The sequence below is a fragment of the Sulfurospirillum sp. E15m genome, assembly GCF_059415145.1.
On record NZ_JCAHZS010000004.1, the window covers coordinates 72080 to 88288 of the forward strand.

19 protein-coding genes are annotated in these 16209 nt (G+C 38.0%); 11 read left to right on the plus strand and 8 right to left on the minus strand.

The genetic code is table 11. The features are described from left to right. Positions 1-2: 2 nt before the first annotated feature. On the plus strand, positions 3-1199 hold the full coding sequence (locus AC5SLP_RS07155) for an NAD(P)-dependent oxidoreductase (RefSeq protein WP_495254471.1): 1197 nt from the start codon (positions 3-5) through the stop codon (positions 1197-1199). Positions 1200-1258: 59 nt separating this feature from the next. Here AC5SLP_RS07155 and AC5SLP_RS07160 read toward each other — a convergent pair whose 3' ends face one another. The 5 genes from AC5SLP_RS07160 to AC5SLP_RS07180 all read right to left on the minus strand — a co-directional run bounded on the left by AC5SLP_RS07160 (position 1259) and on the right by AC5SLP_RS07180 (position 5702). Further along, entirely contained in the window at positions 1259-1504 is a 246-nt protein-coding gene (locus AC5SLP_RS07160; protein WP_495254472.1) for a hypothetical protein, read from the minus strand. 13 nt (positions 1505-1517) lie between these two features. Beyond that, positions 1518-2468 carry a UDP-3-O-(3-hydroxymyristoyl)glucosamine N-acyltransferase gene (gene lpxD / locus AC5SLP_RS07165; protein WP_495254473.1) on the minus strand — a complete coding sequence of 317 codons (951 nt, stop codon included), beginning with the start codon at positions 2466-2468 and terminating at the stop codon, positions 1518-1520. Then, on the minus strand, positions 2468-2929 hold the full coding sequence (ilvN, locus tag AC5SLP_RS07170; RefSeq protein WP_495254604.1) for an acetolactate synthase small subunit: 462 nt from the start codon (positions 2927-2929) through the stop codon (positions 2468-2470). The genes lpxD and ilvN overlap by 1 nt, the downstream gene beginning before the upstream one ends. Positions 2930-2941: 12 nt before the next feature. Further along, positions 2942-4633, minus strand: coding sequence for an acetolactate synthase large subunit (locus AC5SLP_RS07175; protein ID WP_495254474.1), 1692 nt, complete (start codon positions 4631-4633; stop codon positions 2942-2944). Between the two features lie 163 nt (positions 4634-4796). Then, positions 4797-5702: a Ppx/GppA phosphatase family protein gene (locus AC5SLP_RS07180; protein ID WP_495254475.1), complete on the minus strand. Its 906-nt coding sequence runs from the start codon at positions 5700-5702 to the stop codon at positions 4797-4799. Between the two features lie 434 nt (positions 5703-6136). On the opposite strand from AC5SLP_RS07180, the gene AC5SLP_RS07185 reads away from it, so the two are divergent. The 10 genes from AC5SLP_RS07185 (at position 6137) to AC5SLP_RS07230 (ending at position 13777) form a co-directional block, all read left to right on the plus strand. Continuing rightward, positions 6137-7606: an NAD(P)/FAD-dependent oxidoreductase gene (locus tag AC5SLP_RS07185; protein ID WP_495254476.1), complete on the plus strand. Its 1470-nt coding sequence runs from the start codon at positions 6137-6139 to the stop codon at positions 7604-7606. A 31-nt stretch (positions 7607-7637) separates the two neighbouring features. Continuing rightward, positions 7638-8012: a c-type cytochrome gene (locus AC5SLP_RS07190; protein ID WP_495254477.1), complete on the plus strand. Its 375-nt coding sequence runs from the start codon at positions 7638-7640 to the stop codon at positions 8010-8012. Between the two features lie 61 nt (positions 8013-8073). Then, entirely contained in the window at positions 8074-9204 is a 1131-nt protein-coding gene (locus AC5SLP_RS07195) for a cytochrome b/b6 domain-containing protein (protein ID WP_495254478.1), read from the plus strand. Positions 9205-9255: 51 nt separating this feature from the next. Next, complete coding sequence (locus AC5SLP_RS07200; RefSeq protein WP_495254479.1) at positions 9256-9666, plus strand: hypothetical protein; 411 nt, start codon at positions 9256-9258, stop codon at positions 9664-9666. Positions 9667-9740: 74 nt separating this feature from the next. Further along, positions 9741-10520, plus strand: a complete 780-nt coding sequence (locus tag AC5SLP_RS07205) for a pyridoxine 5'-phosphate synthase (protein WP_495254480.1) — start codon at positions 9741-9743, stop codon at positions 10518-10520. Then, positions 10520-11455: a 4-hydroxythreonine-4-phosphate dehydrogenase gene (gene pdxA, locus AC5SLP_RS07210; RefSeq protein ID WP_495254605.1), complete on the plus strand. Its 936-nt coding sequence runs from the start codon at positions 10520-10522 to the stop codon at positions 11453-11455. Before AC5SLP_RS07205 ends, pdxA begins: the two co-directional genes overlap by 1 nt. Positions 11456-11565: 110 nt before the next feature. After that, complete coding sequence (gene cbiM, locus AC5SLP_RS07215; RefSeq protein WP_495254481.1) at positions 11566-12216, plus strand: cobalt transporter CbiM; 651 nt, start codon at positions 11566-11568, stop codon at positions 12214-12216. Beyond that, positions 12213-12494 carry a PDGLE domain-containing protein gene (locus AC5SLP_RS07220; RefSeq protein ID WP_495254482.1) on the plus strand — a complete coding sequence of 94 codons (282 nt, stop codon included), beginning with the start codon at positions 12213-12215 and terminating at the stop codon, positions 12492-12494. Before cbiM ends, AC5SLP_RS07220 begins: the two co-directional genes overlap by 4 nt. Then, entirely contained in the window at positions 12484-13038 is a 555-nt protein-coding gene (locus AC5SLP_RS07225; RefSeq protein WP_495254483.1) for a hypothetical protein, read from the plus strand. Before AC5SLP_RS07220 ends, AC5SLP_RS07225 begins: the two co-directional genes overlap by 11 nt. Then, positions 13025-13777, plus strand: a complete 753-nt coding sequence (locus AC5SLP_RS07230; protein WP_495254484.1) for an energy-coupling factor ABC transporter ATP-binding protein — start codon at positions 13025-13027, stop codon at positions 13775-13777. The genes AC5SLP_RS07225 and AC5SLP_RS07230 overlap by 14 nt, the downstream gene beginning before the upstream one ends. Here the strand turns inward: AC5SLP_RS07230 and mnmH are convergent. From mnmH to trpC, 3 genes are read right to left on the minus strand one after another with little or no spacing between them, the layout of a single operon-like run. After that, entirely contained in the window at positions 13774-14790 is a 1017-nt protein-coding gene (gene mnmH, locus AC5SLP_RS07235; protein WP_495254485.1) for a tRNA 2-selenouridine(34) synthase MnmH, read from the minus strand. The genes AC5SLP_RS07230 and mnmH overlap by 4 nt on opposite strands. Then, positions 14784-15275 carry an HIT family protein gene (locus tag AC5SLP_RS07240; RefSeq protein WP_495254486.1) on the minus strand — a complete coding sequence of 164 codons (492 nt, stop codon included), beginning with the start codon at positions 15273-15275 and terminating at the stop codon, positions 14784-14786. The genes mnmH and AC5SLP_RS07240 overlap by 7 nt, the downstream gene beginning before the upstream one ends. Next, positions 15275-16063: an indole-3-glycerol phosphate synthase TrpC gene (trpC, locus tag AC5SLP_RS07245; protein WP_495254487.1), complete on the minus strand. Its 789-nt coding sequence runs from the start codon at positions 16061-16063 to the stop codon at positions 15275-15277. The genes AC5SLP_RS07240 and trpC overlap by 1 nt, the downstream gene beginning before the upstream one ends. Positions 16064-16209: the final 146 nt, after the last annotated feature.

Here is a 16209-nt window from a genome sequence, read left to right on the forward strand (position 1 = left end):
CGATGAACAAGTATGTCATCACACTCGCTAAAACATGTTTGGGCTGTAAAAAGCCATCGTGTCGTACAGGATGCCCTGTTGGCACGCCCATTCCTGAAATGATTCGTCTTTTTTTAGCGGGAGAAATTAAACAAGCAGGTAAGATGCTGTTTGAGAATAATCCACTCTCTGTGATCTGTTCTATGGTCTGTCCTCATGAAAAACATTGCGAAGGTCATTGTATTCTCACGAAAAAAGGAACAGCTGTCAGTGTTGGCAGTATTGAAAATTATATTTCTGATTTGTATATCCATGATGTTCAATTTGAAAAACCAGTTAAAAATGGTCATAAGGTTGCTATTATCGGTAGTGGGCCAGCGGGAATTGCACTGGCTGTTATCCTTGCTTCTAAAGGCTATGAGATAACCATGTATGATGCGCACGATAAAATCGGTGGTGTCCTTCGTTACGGTATCCCTGATTTTAGATTGAATAAAGAAATTTTGGACACGATTGAGAGTAAATTACGACAATTGGACGTAACCATTCGCCCTAATATTACGATTGGAAAGAATATCACCATCGGTGATCTTTTTCGCGATGATTTTAAAGCAATTTTTATCGGCACAGGCGTTTGGGCGCCGAAAAAACTTGGTATTAAAGGTGAGAGCCTAGGACACGTTCATTTTGCCATTGATTATCTCAAAAGCCCAGATGTGTATCAGCTTGGAAAACGCGTGGTTGTTCTTGGTGCTGGCAATGTTGCGATGGATGTGGCTCGAACGGCAGTTAGGCATCATGCCAAAGAGGTAATCATCATGTACCGTAAAGGTATGGATGATATGCCAGCGTCTAAACATGAAATCGAATGTGCTAAAATCGATGGTGTGAAGTTTGAACTGTATAAACAACCGCTTGAAATTACGGAAGAAGGCGTTAAGTACAGCTGTACGGACGGAAATGAAGAAGAAGGGCTTTTAGAAGCCGATTCGATTTTAGTGGCTATCAGCCAAAGTCCAAATGATAATATTATCCAATCAGCTCGTCAAATTGAAGTAGATGGTAAAGGATTGGTCATTACCGATGAAGATGGTCGTACAACGATGAACGGTGTTTTTGCATCAGGTGATGTCGTTACAGGAGCAAGAACAGTGGTAGAAGCTGTGGCATTTTCAAAACGTGTTGCGGTAGCGATTGAAGAGTATATTGGAACACTTTAATAAGAAGATGTAGGTAGAGACTTTACATGTAAATCTTTTTACATGTAAAGTCGTACAGACTATTTAGATTCTGCTTCGAAACGAGCTTTTGCATCTTTGAGTGCATTAATAAGCTCATCTAAATTTTCATAGGGAATATGTGCTTTCCAATCAGGTTCATCAGCACTTTTTTTCAATGAAATACCGATGCTGACAACTGGAAATGAACCGTTACCATATGGCTCTTCCAAATGCGAAATGGAGATAATACCGTTTTTGGTTCCTGATAATGGAAATTTTGTTAAGATTGTGTTTTTCCCGCCCATAATATGAGTTCCTTTACTTTTTTTTGAAAAATTTGGCTATTTTTGCTTGTGTTTTGAGCCACTCGCTTTGGAGCATGAGTGGAAATCCACCATACACTTTACTGCCTTCAATGGATTTAGAAACACCACCTCGTGCAGCAATGGTAGCAAAATCGCCAATTTCTAAGTGACCTGAAGTGGCACTTTGACCACCCATCACAACATTTCTGCCTAATTTGGTTGAGCCAGAAATACCTGTTTGAGCCACTAAAATACACGCCTCGCCAATTTCACAGTTATGTCCTACTTGAACGAGATTGTCTATTTTTGTCCCTTTGTGGATGACTGTTGAGCCAAAAACAGCTCGATCAATCGTCGAATTTGAACCTACTTCGACATCTTCTTCTAAGATGACGTTGCCACTGTGATAGATTTTAATATGCTCACCCATTTTTGTATGAGCATATCCAAAGCCATCGCTTCCAATAATTGCTCCTGCTTGAATGATACAACGCTCTTTGATGATACTTCCATCATAAATAACTGCATTCGGAAAAATAACGACATCTTTACCAATATAAACATGCGCGCCAATAGTGACGTGAGGCATAATGTAAGCCCCCTCTTCTATCACACTACCACTACCAATGACAACATCAGGAGCAATAGTGCATTTAGGTGAAATTATCGCTACCATACTGGTATCGAATGCTTTTTTTGCAAAGTATTTGCTAGCATAAGCCATACTTAAATGAGGTTGTTCAGAAACAAGTGCTTGTGTTGATTTGGGTAGATACTCTTGATACTTAGCCGATACAATAACCGCACCCGCTTTGGTTGTTTCTAAATCCGACAATAACTTCGGGTTCTCAAAAAAAGCAATTTGAGAAGGGGTTGCCTCCTTTAGAGTTCCAAAGGAAGCAACCTCAAAATCGTGACCACTAAATTCAATGTTTAACGCTTGAGCAAGAAGGCTTAATTTCATTAGATATCCATTGCAACTGAACCACTTCGAACGATATCAGTAGGATTGTATTTTTTAACCGCTTTCAAAAAGCTATCAATGCGACCATAATCGTCCGCAACCATTAAAACGATAAAATCTTCTCCACTGCTAGCAATTGTACCGTTGTAGGCTTTCAGCATGGCATCCAGTCCATTAAAATCCTCACTGAGGGGTATTTTAACTAAAGCCATCTCTTTTTCGACAAACTCGCCCGATTCAATGACTTTATACGTTGGAATCAGCTTATGCAATTGTTTAACAATTTGCTCTAAAACAGGAGCGTTGCCTGATGTGACGATGGTAAGACGAGACAGATTTGTTTTAGGAATCGGTGCAACCGTTAATGAATCAATATTATAACCACGACCTGCAAACAAACCAGAGATGCGTGATAAAACACCATCTTCATTTAAAACGATAACAGATAAAACTCTTCTAATAGGTTCCATCTCTTACTCCTTATACTCAAGCATCATGTTATACAAAGTTCCGCCCGCTGGAACCATTGGTAAAACATTTTCGAAACGATCAACTTGAACGTCAATCATACAGACACATTTGCTATCTATTGCATCTTGCAGTGCTTTATCAAACTCTTCTTTTGTTTTAACTCTAAACCCACGTCCCCCAAAACTCTCAACTAATTTGACAAAATCAGGTTGTACGGAAAGGTCCGTTGATGAGTAACGTTTATTGTAAAAGAAGGTTTGCCATTGGCGAACCATACCTAAGAATTGGTTATTCAATATAATGTTAATTACCGGAATTTTATTTTCAACGGTTGTCATGAGTTCTTGAATATTCATAAGAATTGAACCATCCCCCGTAAAATTAATAACGGTTTTTTCAGGTACTCCCACTTGCGCACCCATCGCAGCAGGAAGTCCATAGCCCATGGTTCCTAAGCCGCCGCTTGTGAGCCATTGTCTTGGATACGAAAATGGATAAAACTGTGCTGCCCACATTTGGTGTTGCCCAACATCGGTACAGATGATAGCTTTATCACCAAGCAGTTGCCCTACACGCTCAATCGCCCATTGGGGTTTGAGAACTTCATTCGAGTCTTCGTATTTTAATGGGTGAATTTCATTGTAACGTTTTAATAAGTCACGCCAAGGTTTGTACTTATTGGCATTAACATGCTCTTTCGCTAATGGAAGCATCGCTTCAACAACGTTTTTAAGATCACCTACAATAGGATAATCAATTGGAACAATTTTACCAATACTGCTTGGGTCGATATCGACATGAATGATTTTAGCGTGTTTAGCAAACTCACTGAGTTTTCCAGTCACCCTATCATCAAAACGAGGACCAAATGCGATCATTAGGTCTGCTTCGCTCATCGCCATATTGGCACTGTAACAACCGTGCATTCCGAGCATTCCAAGGAGCAAAGGATTTTCATCGCCCATAACGCCGCGCGCCATTAATGTTTCAACCGCCGGAATACCGCACAGTTCTGCAAATTCTCTTACTTCTGCACTTGCATTTGAGTTAATAGCTCCGCCACCGATATAAAGAACAGGACGTTTTGCCGCAACAATGGCTTCAATTGCTTTTTTAATTTGACGTGGATTGCCTTTATACGTCGGTTTATAGGTTTGCATTTTAATTTCACTTGGATAGCTAAAATGACCAATTTGCGCGGTAACGTCTTTTGGAATGTCCACATGAACAGGTCCCGGACGACCACTTTGTGCAATATAAAATGCCTCTTTTAAAATACGGGGCAAATCTTTGACATCTTTAACCAAATAGTTATGTTTAACACACGGACGACTGATACCCACAGCGTCAATTTCTTGAAATGCGTCGGTTCCAATCATACTAATCGGAACTTGTCCACTAATAACAACCATAGGAATAGAATCCATATATGCTGTTGCAAGTCCTGTAACGGCATTGGTAAAACCAGGCCCGCTGGTAACAAAGGCAACCCCTACTTTACCCGTTGCTCTTGCATAACCATCTGCTGCATGTAATGCCGCTTGTTCGTGTCGTGTTAAAATGTGTTTAAAATAGTTTTGTTTATAAACTTCATCATAAACATTCATAATAGCACCACCAGGATAGCCAAAGACGACGCTGACATTCTCCTTACGTAGTGCTTCTATGACCATTTGGGAACCGCTTAACTCCATGACCTCTCCTTTCATATTTTTATTACGCTTAATGCGTTTTGAATGGTACTAAAGCATGCCAAGAATCTTGGCAGAATGTTCATTTTTTATCAATGTGACTTGGTAAAAAAGTGGGTTATTATAGCAAATAAAGATTAAAGATGGCTATTTTTCGGGGCTTTAATTAAGAAAGTCTCAAAGTGTTACAATTTGCTATGGCTACACCCTCACGTAGCCCATCATCAATGACAACGGTTTTTTCAAATCCTAATTTTTCCATAATTGCTTGTACGAGTAATATTCCAACAATTACAAGGTCTCTTCGATTGGTTCCAGTATAACGTTCTGCAACAGCTTCTTCCATACGTGTTAATTGAAAATAGGCTTCGTCAAAGTCTTTTACATGTAAAACTTTTCCATTGACTCTTGACGCATCATAGTGCTCATAATCAAGTCCTTCTAAAAAAGCGGCAACCGTGGTGGGTGTTCCAGCAGTTGTTACTAATTGTAAAAAACGAGACGAAATTGGATGAAAGGTTTTGATAAATGATTCAATAGATTGAACAATGCGTGTTACATGGTGTTTCAAATCATCAGAATAGCGCTCTGCTGTGTTAATAATGCCAAAAGGAAAACTTTGGCTTGTTTTAATGCCTTCATGGCAAAACGTAATTTCCGTTGAACCACCGCCTAAATCAAACAAAACATACGTCTTATCATTAAACCCTTCGCGTTTTAGGGCATGTTCAACGGCTAATGAGGTAAGATAGGCTTCTTGTTCTCCTGAAATAATTTCAAATTTGAGTCCAAATATTTGCTCAATTTCATGCAAAATTAAAGGAGCATTTTGAGCGATACGCATCGCTTCGGTGGTCACACAAAAGGTTTTTTCTTCTTTAAAGTTAAACTGTTGGGACGCCTCGTACAACGCATTAAAAATAGCCTCTTTAGCGCTTGGAGAAATCAGACCCGTTACATGTAAATCTTTTGCCGTACGCACAATTTTTTCATAAGCTTTAATTCGCTGTTTTGTCTGACAATCAATTTGTACAATACGTAATGTATTTGAGCCTAAATCGCATCCAATCATAAAATTAAAATCCTTGATTTTTACGAAAAGGCTTCATTATGAGCTTAATGATGTAACGAATTAGGACAAAAAGAAGGTAGAAAATGGCGGTGTATAACAAGGGATGATAAGGCATTTCATGCGTGAATAAATGCTTGAAATGCTCGATAGGATGGGATGTCCATTGATTGATATGCATGCCTATAGATAGGACCAGAAAAATCGCTATAAAAATGAGTAACTCTTTTTTCACGTGATATCACTTTTGAATAATTTTAAAGTGATTGTAAGCAAAAAATACTTAATGAAAGGTTTATATAATGTGATATTATCAATACAATTTTATAAGATTATAAACAACTAAAATAATCAAGTATAATATTTATAATCAAGTAAAGCTTTAGAATGTTAGACGTAAAATGGGGAGACAATCAACAAAAAGGATGGGTAAATTTATGAATTCAGACAAAATCATCGAAGAGATTCTCTGCGAGATTGAAAAGCATGAAGGTGGACTTTCACGCCGTGATGCAATGAAATTATTAGCAGCTTCTCCGATTGCTGCTAGTGTCTTGGCTGGTACGGTTGCACCAACACAAGCACATGCCTCTTCAGATGCTAAGGGTAAAATTGTCATTGTCGGTGGTGGTATCGCGGGCATCGCTACAGCCGCACGATTGACGAATAAACTTGCAAATCCGGATATTACCATCATTGAGCCAAATCCAAAATCTGTCTCCTATCAGCCAGGGCAAACATTGGTTGCAGCTGGTATTTGGCAAAAAAGTGACATTACGTATGAAACGGCTAACTTTATTCCAAAAGGTGCTAAATGGATTCAAGATACTGTTGTGGAATTTGACCCTCAAAATAATAAAGTTAAAACAGCAGGTGGTCAAGAAATTGGATATGACTACTTAGTCGTTGCTACTGGTTTGATGTTAAATTTTGCAGGTATTAAAGGATTGGAAGGTGAAATTACCTCGTGGGGAGATAATGCCGTTGTTCGTCAAAAAGTCGGTAAAAATGGCGTCTATTCGATCTACTTCGCAGATGGTGCGGTAGATACGTATAAAGGTATTCAAGAACTCATCGCACAAGCACAAGCCCATACAGGTTCTGAAAAATTACAAGCGCTCTTTACGGATCCTTCAACACCGATTAAATGTGGTGGCGCTCCTAAAAAAATTATGTATTTAATGCATGATCTTCTTTTAAAAGCAGGTGTTCGTGATAAAGTTGAAATGACATTTTGTCCAAGTGGTGATAAAATGTTCGGTGTACCTGAGTACAATGCTGCAATTTTTGAGCAATTCAAAAAGAGAGGATTTAAATGGGAATTTAAAACCAATCTTGTTGCGATAGATACTGAAAAGAAAATCGCAACGTTTGAGAACAAGTGGCTTGAAAAAGGTGAATACGATGAAGACCTTAAAGAGTACACGATGATTCCAATGTCTAAAGACATTGAAAAAAAATATGATTTTATTCATATTACTCCACCTCAAAAAGCACCTGATTTTATCGGTAAGTCTCCCATTGGTTCTGCTAAAGGATGGGTTCCTGTTGTTAAAGAAACATTGCAACATGTTAAGTACAAAAATATTTTTGCAGTGGGTGATGTTGCAGCGCTTCCTATGGGTAAAACAGGTGGTAGTGCTCGAAAAGAGTATCCTGTCGTTGTGGAGAACCTTATTGCTGTTATGGAAAAGAAAGAAAAATTACCAGCGGCATATGATGGTTATACGGTTTGTCCTCTGATTACAAGTATTGGTACTGTTATGCTTGCAGAGTTTAACTGGACAGCCAAACCAACGCCTTCATTCCCTCTTGATCCAACTCAAGAGCGATGGATTTGGTGGATACTCAAGGTGTACTTGTTAAAACCAATGACAGTTTACGGTATGCTCTCTGGTAGAGCCTAATTTCGTTTCAAATTATAATAAGGAAAAACATATGAAAAAAATAACACTCGCATTCTCTATGGTAGCTGCCTTAGTATTTTTGAGCGGATGTGGCGATAATCCAAAATCTGATACAACGAAATACAAATACAGTACGGCAGAAGTCTATAAAGAGACGTGTTCTCATTGTCATGGTCTTAAAGGTGAAGGTATTGTTGAGAAAAAAGCACCGGCGATTAACAAAAAATCAGTTCAAGAACTTGAAATGTCACTTTTTGATATTAAAAACGGTGGTTTAGGGCAATCAACAGCGACAGAGCATGAAGTTATGGAACATAACATGAAAAAGTTGGCCGAAAAAGGTTATGATTACGATATTAACGCGATGGCAAATTTTATTTACAATAAATTCAATATCGCAAATTAAAACGTATGCAGGATGTTTTTTGATAGCAGATCTATCAAAAAACATCTTCTGAAAGATGGGAATGAACAAAAAAAAAGACGCTGTTTTTGTATGGCCTTTATGCACGCGCATCATTCATTGGATGATTGCCCTCTCCTTTTTTACCTCTTTTATCACCGCTTTTTTTCATGATCTTTTTAAGTGGCATCTTGCCTTTGGCTTTATCTTCGGTATAGGTTTGGTTTATCGCATCGTATGGGGCATTCTAGGTCCTAGTTATGCAACGTTTAAAACCTTTAAATTAAGTCCTAAAGAGCTTCAGCATTATTTTGCTGAAAAAGTTCAAAACAGATGGCGTAAAATCTATGCGGGACATAATGCCGCGTCAAGTTGGTTTACGCTGATTGTCCTTTTCTTTGGTTCACTGATTGTTTTAAGCGGCCTTATATTGCAAGGCGTACAAGAAGCCAGCGGTATTTTTTCATTTTTGAATGCTCACTATTTTAGAGCATCAACCGCACTCTTTTACTTTCACCAATTTCTGTCATATTTTTTAGCTATATGGGCGATTATTCATATCGTTGGTGTTTTAATTGAACAGTTCTACCATAAAACACACATGGTTTTTGCCATGGTTACGGGGTATAAAAAAGCGGAAGGCGAGGACGCTGTTGTTTCTTTATGGCATCATCTTTTTGCGTATACAGTGATTCTTTTTTCGATGGTAACACTCTATATGATTGTCTATCACGAAGGAACGTTTTTAACCAAAGAGCGTTTTGTCAAGATAGATTACACGACACAAAACAGTGATTTTGCACAAAAATGCAGTCAATGCCATAAACTCTATCCACCCTTTATGTTACCACATGATTCATGGGTTATTTTAATGGACGGATTAGATAACCATTTTGGCGAAGCCATTACGGATAGAAACATTACGAAAAGCGAACAGCAAAACATCAAAGGCTATCTTCTCACACACAGTGCAGAGACATCCAGTCGAAAACTCGCTTTTAAAACGTTAGAATCACTCAAAACCATGCGCCCTATTTCCATGACCAAAGTTCCTTATTGGCGAATGGCTCACCATCATATTGAACCAAGCGTTTATAAACGTGAGAGCATTAAAAACCGCTCAAACTGTTTTGCATGCCATCAGGGATTTGAATACGGTATTTTAGATAATACGCTGATTCATATACCACATTAATTCAGAAAGTATATTATAATGTGTGCTATTGTATTCAATTAAGGAAATTGCGTGAAAAACTTCTTACTCCTTTTCATTTTGGGTAGTATAGTCTCTCTTTTAGGTGCAGAGAATTATCTGCGAGAAGGTGTGATTGCTTACAATGAAAAAGCCTATGCAAGAGCAAAGACATTTTTTGAGTTAGCCGTTGAAAAAGAGAACTCTGCGAATGCTGCTTATATGTTGGGTAAAATGTATTTGTATGGTGAAGGTGTAAAAGTGAATAATGCAAAAGCCATTGAGCTTTTAGATTATGCAAGGGACAATGGAAACATTCCTTCTGGGTGTTATCTCAGCGAAGCCTATATGAATACACAGACCAATACGAGTTATATTGCTTATGGGCTTATGAAAGGGCTAAGACAGCATATTCCTCATTGTCAAAAAATGCTAGAGCGCTACCAATCTTACACGCATTTTTAACGCTTTAATTTCCATGAAATTTTTTGGAAATCATATTTTAGTTATAATAATCCCTAAAAAACGAAGGATAAGCCATGCTTTTAGGCGTAAACATTGATCATATAGCAGTTCTCAGAGAAGCACGCAAGATTAATGATCCTGACCCACTTGATGCCGTTTCGCTTGTGAAACGAGCAGGCGCTGATCAAATTACGATTCATTTAAGAGAAGACAGACGCCATATTAACGACGATGATGCTAAGAGAATTATTGAACAGTCCCAATTACCCATAAACTTAGAGTGTTCCATTAATGAAGAAATCATTGAGCACGTCATCGCTTTACATCCTCATCGTGCAACATTAGTACCCGAAAAACGCGAAGAAGTCACAACTGAAGGTGGTTTGGATGTTGTGAAGAATTTGGATGCAATTCAAAAAATTGCCAAGCGTTTCAAAAAAGAGCATATCGAGCTTTCTTTGTTCATTGACCCGAATCATGCAATGATTGAAGCGGCACATCAACTCAAAGCGGAATGGATAGAGCTCCATACGGGTTTATATGCTAATATTTATGCGATGCTCTACTCGAATCTTTCTCGTTCAAAGCATAGCATCAAAGCGTTAGAATTAGACCGTGCAACTTTACATGTAAAACTAGAAGAAGCAACGCATGCGATAGAAAAATATGCAAAACAAGCGCATCAATTAGGGCTAAAAGTGGCCGCAGGGCACGGGCTGAATTATCATAATGTGAAACGCATTGTGGCAATTTCTGAAATTGAAGAGCTCAATATTGGGCAGAGTATTATCGCGCGTTCTGTATTTGTAGGTTTTGAGCAAGCTGTAAAAGAGATGTTAGGATTAGTACAATGATGAAAAAAATAGCAATCAGTATCGGTGATTTAAACGGAATAGGATTGGAAATTGCACTAAAAGCACATGAAGAGGTGAAGCAAATCTGCCAGCCTATTTATTGCATCAATGAAAATATGTTGGCATGGGGTGCCGCACTGTTAGGAATTGATGTGCCTTCTGATTTTGAAATCAGAGACTGCGGTAAACTCTTTGAAATTCAGCCAGGCATATGTACGGCAGAAGCTGGAGAAAGTTCTTACGATTCTTTTATCACAGCGGTTGCACTTGCAAAAAGCGATGAAGTCAGCGGCATTGTAACACTTCCTATCAATAAAGAGTCTTGGGCAATGGCCGGATTGGAATACAAAGGACACACAGATGCACTCAGCGATTTGCTTGGGTGCGAAGCTATTATGATGTTAGGATGTGAAGAGATGTTTACGATTCTTTACACCCATCATATTCCTCTTCGAGAAGTCTCCCATGAAATAAAAGCGAAAAAACTCAAGCCATTCCTGCTTAAAGTTTATGAAGAACTAGGTATTGAGCGCATTGCTGTTTTGGGGCTAAATCCTCATGCGGGAGATCATGGCGTTATTGGGGATGAAGACGAAGAGATTGAAAAGGCTATTCATAAAACAAATCACTTTTTAGAACGAGAAGTCTTTTTTGGTCCTTTTGTCCCTGATATGGCTTTTACAAAGCACAATCGTGAAAAATTTAAATATTTTGTCTGCATGTATCACGATCAAGGATTGATTCCGCTTAAAGTCCTCTACTTTGATGAAAGTATTAACGTAAGTCTTAATGCCGGAATTGTCAGAACATCAGTCGATCATGGTACTGCATTTGATATTGCATATAAAAACGCGGAACCTTCGCTTTTAAGCTATATTAATGCCGTTAAAGAAGCTGTTAAATTAGCATCAGCAAAAACACTTTTGACCTTCTAACTTCAAGTAACACTAAGAGTAGAAATGTAATAATAATACCAAATATATTTGAGTATTATTTAAACAACTCTTAAATATTATCCTACGTTAAAGTGATGGAGGAAAATTCGATGCATATACCTGATGGTTATCTCTCCCCAATAACATGTATCGCTACATACGCGGTTACTTTACCTTTGTGGGTTATTGCGTTTAAAAAGCTGAAAGAGCAACTCGATGAGACAACCTTGCCGCTTATCGCTTCATTAAGTGCCCTTAGTTTCATTATTATGATGTTTAACATCCCGATTCCTGGTGGAACGAGCGGACATGCCGTTGGTGCTGCCTTAATTGCAATTTTATTTGGTCCTTGGGTTGCTTCGTTGTGTGTGAGTTTGGTTCTTCTCATTCAAGCGCTCGTTTTCGGTGATGGTGGAATGACAACATTTGCGGCAAATTCTCTGGCAATGGGATTTGTAGCATCATTTTGTGCGCATTATGTTTTCTCCAAAATGAATACGAAAGCCTATGCCCCTTTTATTAGCGGCTGGGTAGGCATTGTTACTTCATCCGTCGTAGTGGCTGTTTTATTAGGCATTCAACCGCTCATTGCTACGGCCTCCAATGGTGAACCTCTGTATTTTCCTTTTGGGTTAGGCTTGGCTCTTCCTGCTGTAGTGGGTTCACATATGCTTTTCTTTGGCATTGTAGAAGGTATCTTTACAGGATTGGCATATCGTTATATTGTCAAAAACCGTATCTATAAAGGAGTCAAAGCATGAAAAAGATTTTTATTCCTATACTCATCATATTGGTGTTGGTTCCTTTGGGCTTGTTGAGCGAAAATCCTGCATGGGCAGAATGGGAAAATGAGTATTATCAAGAAGTGTTAGGCTTTATCCCCCAAGGGATTGAAAATGCGTTTCATATAAAAGCGCTTATTCCTGATTATTCTATTGCTGGAATGAACGACGTTATTGCGTATTATCTTTCAGGGTTATTAGGCGTTGCGATTATTTTTGGAATTTTTTATTTTCTTGGGAAAAAAATTGCACGATAGGCTTCTTTTTGGCTTTTATCTTATAGGGCTAGGGATTATACTCTCTAGCCATACACTCTCTTTGTTAGGTATCTATACGCTTTTATTATTGCTTTTAGCACGTAAAGAGTGCTTTAGGCTTTTTAAACGTGCTCTTAAATCCATTCTTTATTTCAATCTTGTCATTAGCGTTGGCTATATTCTAATGGCAATACTCCATCAACGCGCATGGATTGATTATATTCTTTTATTTAACATACGTGTTTTTAATTTAACGCTTTTAACACTCCTTTTTACTCACTATGCCAATATTGCTCAAGCGCTTTCATTTTCAAAAACATTGAGTTTTCTATGGACGATTTCACTGTCACAAATTTACAGCTATCAAAAAAGTTATGACAATTTTATGCTCTCTTTAAAGAGTCGTATGATTAAAAAAATGGGTGAACGAGCCAAGAAAGAGTTTATTGCGTCTGTTTTTGGGTATTTTTTCAAAAAAGCGTTGTATGATAGTGAAGAAAAAAGTTTAGCACTTAAAGCAAGGGGATTGTTTGATAAAGATTGAAAATTTAAGCTATCAGTATGAAACAAAAAATGTTTTAAATCAACTCTCCTTCGATATTAAAGCGGGTGAAAAAGTTGTTTTGCTGGGCAATAATGGCAGTGGAAAAAGCACGCTTTTACGTATTTTAGCCGGATTGTATTTTGGTGAGGGTCATTATTTTTATAAAGATCAATTATTGACTAAAAAAAGTATCACCAAAAGCTTCCGAAAAGAAGTTGGTATTTTATTTCAAAATCCTGACACCATGATTTTTAATCCTACTGTTTATGATGAAATCGCTTTTGGATTGCGTGAATTTGATGTGCCTGATGTCGATGAGCGCATTCGAACGATGGCGGAGAAGTTTCAACTAACACCTCATTTAGAGAGTTCACCTTTAAAACTAAGCGGTGGTGAAAAACAACGTGTTATGCTTTGTGCCATTTTGGCGCTTGAGCCAGAAATGCTTTTATTGGATGAGCCAACTGCCAATATGGACCCAAAAACAACAGGTTGGTTTGTCGATTTGCTTTCTGAAATGCACATTACAACGCTTATCTCAACACATAATATCTCATTGGCATATGAGTTAGGCGATAGAGCGCTGGTTTTAAACGACCAACATGAGCTTATCTATAATGGAAGTGTTGAAACACTCATGGGCGATAAAAAAACATTGATTGCCGGAAATTTATTGCACATTCACGCGCATAAGCATAAAGATTTTCATCATTCTCACTATCACATGCACCATTTTTAGGAAGCGTGCGTAAGCTTTACATGTAAATCTATTAATACCTTTATGCTTTGATATGCATCGTCATTGTAGAGCGTCATATCACTGTGTTTAGGTTTTTTATATACATGGTCGTAATATTCCACCAACAATAACCGCGCGACAAGCCTCAAATCTTTTTTTTCATAGGCTTCTAGAACAGCTTCTTTAATGTTTTTTTGTATGTAAGGCGCTATCGTTTGCATCGCATGGTGAAAAAAAGAAGATGTTATGCTTTGATAATCTATTAAAATACGCTCAATACGTTGCTCAATAGGAGCGCTCACTTCAACACGAAATCCATTGTGTATCCGTGTATGCAATAAAGAAGGGATGGTGAGTTTGCCCAAACGTTTACTCTCTGCTTCAACAAAAATATATGTTTGAGGATCAATAGCACTGAGTGTTTCAAAGAGCGCATTTTCAAATGCCTTTTGTGAAGGCTGCGTACCTTTGATACTTCCAAACGTTGAGCCTAAATGATTGGCAAGTTTTTCAAGATCAAGAGATGGATGTACTTCTTGAAGAAGCTCACTTTTTCCACATCCAGTGTTCCCTCCTAAGAGAATAAAACGCTCATGTGGCAGTGTTTCAAGATAGGAAAGGACATGGTAGCGGTAACTTTTGTAGCCACCTTTTAGACGGTATACTTGGTAGCCTATGTGGGAGAGAATAATAGCAATTGAGCTAGACCTCAAACCTCCACGTGCACAATAAATACCAATTTTAGAACCTATTTTATACGTCTGTGCAATCAATTGCAGATGATTGGCAACATTGGAACAAATATAGCGCGCACCTAATATTTTGGCATCATTGTGCGATACCTGTTTATAGAGAGTCCCAACTTCTTGATGCTCTGCATCGTTAAGTGCATAAAAGTTTTCAGCTTTAGAAATGTGTGATTCTTGGTATTCTTTGGGAGAGCGCGCATCTATGAGGAGATGAAACGTTGATTTTTGGGCAATAAACGCATCAATCTCTAGTTCAATTAACATGGGAGATACTCAGGTACCAACTCTAAAATTTTAGTATAAATCTTTTCAAAATCATTTCCATAGACTCTTGTATCGGCAATGGTCGTAATAAAATTGGTATCGCCAAGCCATCTTGGGATGACATGATAATGGATATGTTCTGCAATACCTGCGCCTCCACTTTTACCAAGATTCATACCCAGATTGACACCTTGCGCACCAATGCCCTCTTTGAGCATTTTAACAGCGCATTGTGCTAAGTGAGAGATGTGTATCCAAATTTCAGGATCAAGCATCTCTAATGCTTCTGTATGATGATGGGGAATAATCATAAAATGCCCGGGAGTATAAGGATAACGATTCATGACAATAAAACAGTGTTCATCACGGTATAAAACGTGGTGTTGCGTGTCTAATTCAGGATGGTTTGAGATATGGCAGAAAACACACCCTTCTGTTTTTTCACTAAAATAAGATTCGCGCCAAGGTGCGTACATGTAATTCATCAATCGACCTTTTTTATGGCTTCTAATGAGGCTTGGATATCGTTTTCGCGCATAAAATATTCGCCAATTAAAAAGGCGTCAGCCCCTATTTTACTTAAATACTTGATGGTTTCTTTATTATTCAGTCCACTTTCTGCAACGATAATTTTACCCTGAGGAATGAGTGGCATGAGTTTTTCAGTTAAGCTCATATCCATTTCAAATGTTTCGAGGTTGCGATGGTTGATACCAATGATGTTTGCACCCGCAAAAATAGCTTTGATAAGGTCTTCTTTATCGTGAATTTCCACTAAGACTTCTAATCCAAGATGCAAGGCATACTCTAAAAGATGTTTTAATTCTTGCTTGGATAATGCTTTTGCAATCAATAAAATAAAATCAGCACCATACACCAGTGCTTCGAGTATTTGATACTCATCAACAATAAAATCTTTACGCAAAAGTGGCGTAGGAACATAACGGCGAATTTGAGTTAGATACTCTAAATCTCCTTTAAAATAATGCGGTTCGGTTAAAACAGAGATAGCATCTGCCCCACCTAATTCATATGCTTTGGCTATGAGTAAAGGGTCAAAATCCTCTTTAATAATTCCTTTGCTTGGACTTGCTTTTTTGACTTCGGCAATAATTCGGTATGGATTTTCGGGTGTTGATTTGAGATAAGGTTTTACATCTCGAGGCATAAAAGGATTGTATGCCAAGCTTCTGCCCAACCAGTCTATCGTGAACTCTTTTTTCTTTTTTTCTAAATCTTCTTTGGTTCGTTTGATAATTTCATCTAAAATCATAGTGGTTTCTCTTGTGTTGTGTTCATGTCTTTGTTCATGTCTTTGTTCATGTCTTTGTTCATGTCTTTGTTCATGTCTTTGTTCATGTCTTTGTTCATGTCTTTGTTCATGTCTTTGTTCATGTCTTTGTTCATGTCTTTGTTCAT

Coding starts and splice junctions, on each gene's coding strand:
- AC5SLP_RS07155 (WP_495254471.1), top strand. CDS start 3: ATGAACAAGTATGTCATCACACTCGCTAAAACATGTTTGGGCTGTAAA.
- AC5SLP_RS07160 (WP_495254472.1), bottom strand. CDS start 1,504: ATGGGCGGGAAAAACACAATCTTAACAAAATTTCCATTATCAGGAACC.
- lpxD (WP_495254473.1), bottom strand. CDS start 2,468: ATGAAATTAAGCCTTCTTGCTCAAGCGTTAAACATTGAATTTAGTGGT.
- AC5SLP_RS07175 (WP_495254474.1), bottom strand. CDS start 4,633: ATGGAGTTAAGCGGTTCCCAAATGGTCATAGAAGCACTACGTAAGGAG.
- AC5SLP_RS07180 (WP_495254475.1), bottom strand. CDS start 5,702: ATGATTGGATGCGATTTAGGCTCAAATACATTACGTATTGTACAAATT.
- AC5SLP_RS07185 (WP_495254476.1), top strand. CDS start 6,137: ATGAATTCAGACAAAATCATCGAAGAGATTCTCTGCGAGATTGAAAAG.
- AC5SLP_RS07190 (WP_495254477.1), top strand. CDS start 7,638: ATGAAAAAAATAACACTCGCATTCTCTATGGTAGCTGCCTTAGTATTT.
- AC5SLP_RS07195 (WP_495254478.1), top strand. CDS start 8,074: ATGAACAAAAAAAAAGACGCTGTTTTTGTATGGCCTTTATGCACGCGC.
- AC5SLP_RS07205 (WP_495254480.1), top strand. CDS start 9,741: ATGCTTTTAGGCGTAAACATTGATCATATAGCAGTTCTCAGAGAAGCA.
- pdxA (WP_495254605.1), top strand. CDS start 10,520: ATGAAAAAAATAGCAATCAGTATCGGTGATTTAAACGGAATAGGATTG.
- cbiM (WP_495254481.1), top strand. CDS start 11,566: ATGCATATACCTGATGGTTATCTCTCCCCAATAACATGTATCGCTACA.
- AC5SLP_RS07220 (WP_495254482.1), top strand. CDS start 12,213: ATGAAAAAGATTTTTATTCCTATACTCATCATATTGGTGTTGGTTCCT.
- mnmH (WP_495254485.1), bottom strand. CDS start 14,790: ATGTTAATTGAACTAGAGATTGATGCGTTTATTGCCCAAAAATCAACG.
- AC5SLP_RS07240 (WP_495254486.1), bottom strand. CDS start 15,275: ATGAATTACATGTACGCACCTTGGCGCGAATCTTATTTTAGTGAAAAA.
- trpC (WP_495254487.1), bottom strand. CDS start 16,063: ATGATTTTAGATGAAATTATCAAACGAACCAAAGAAGATTTAGAAAAA.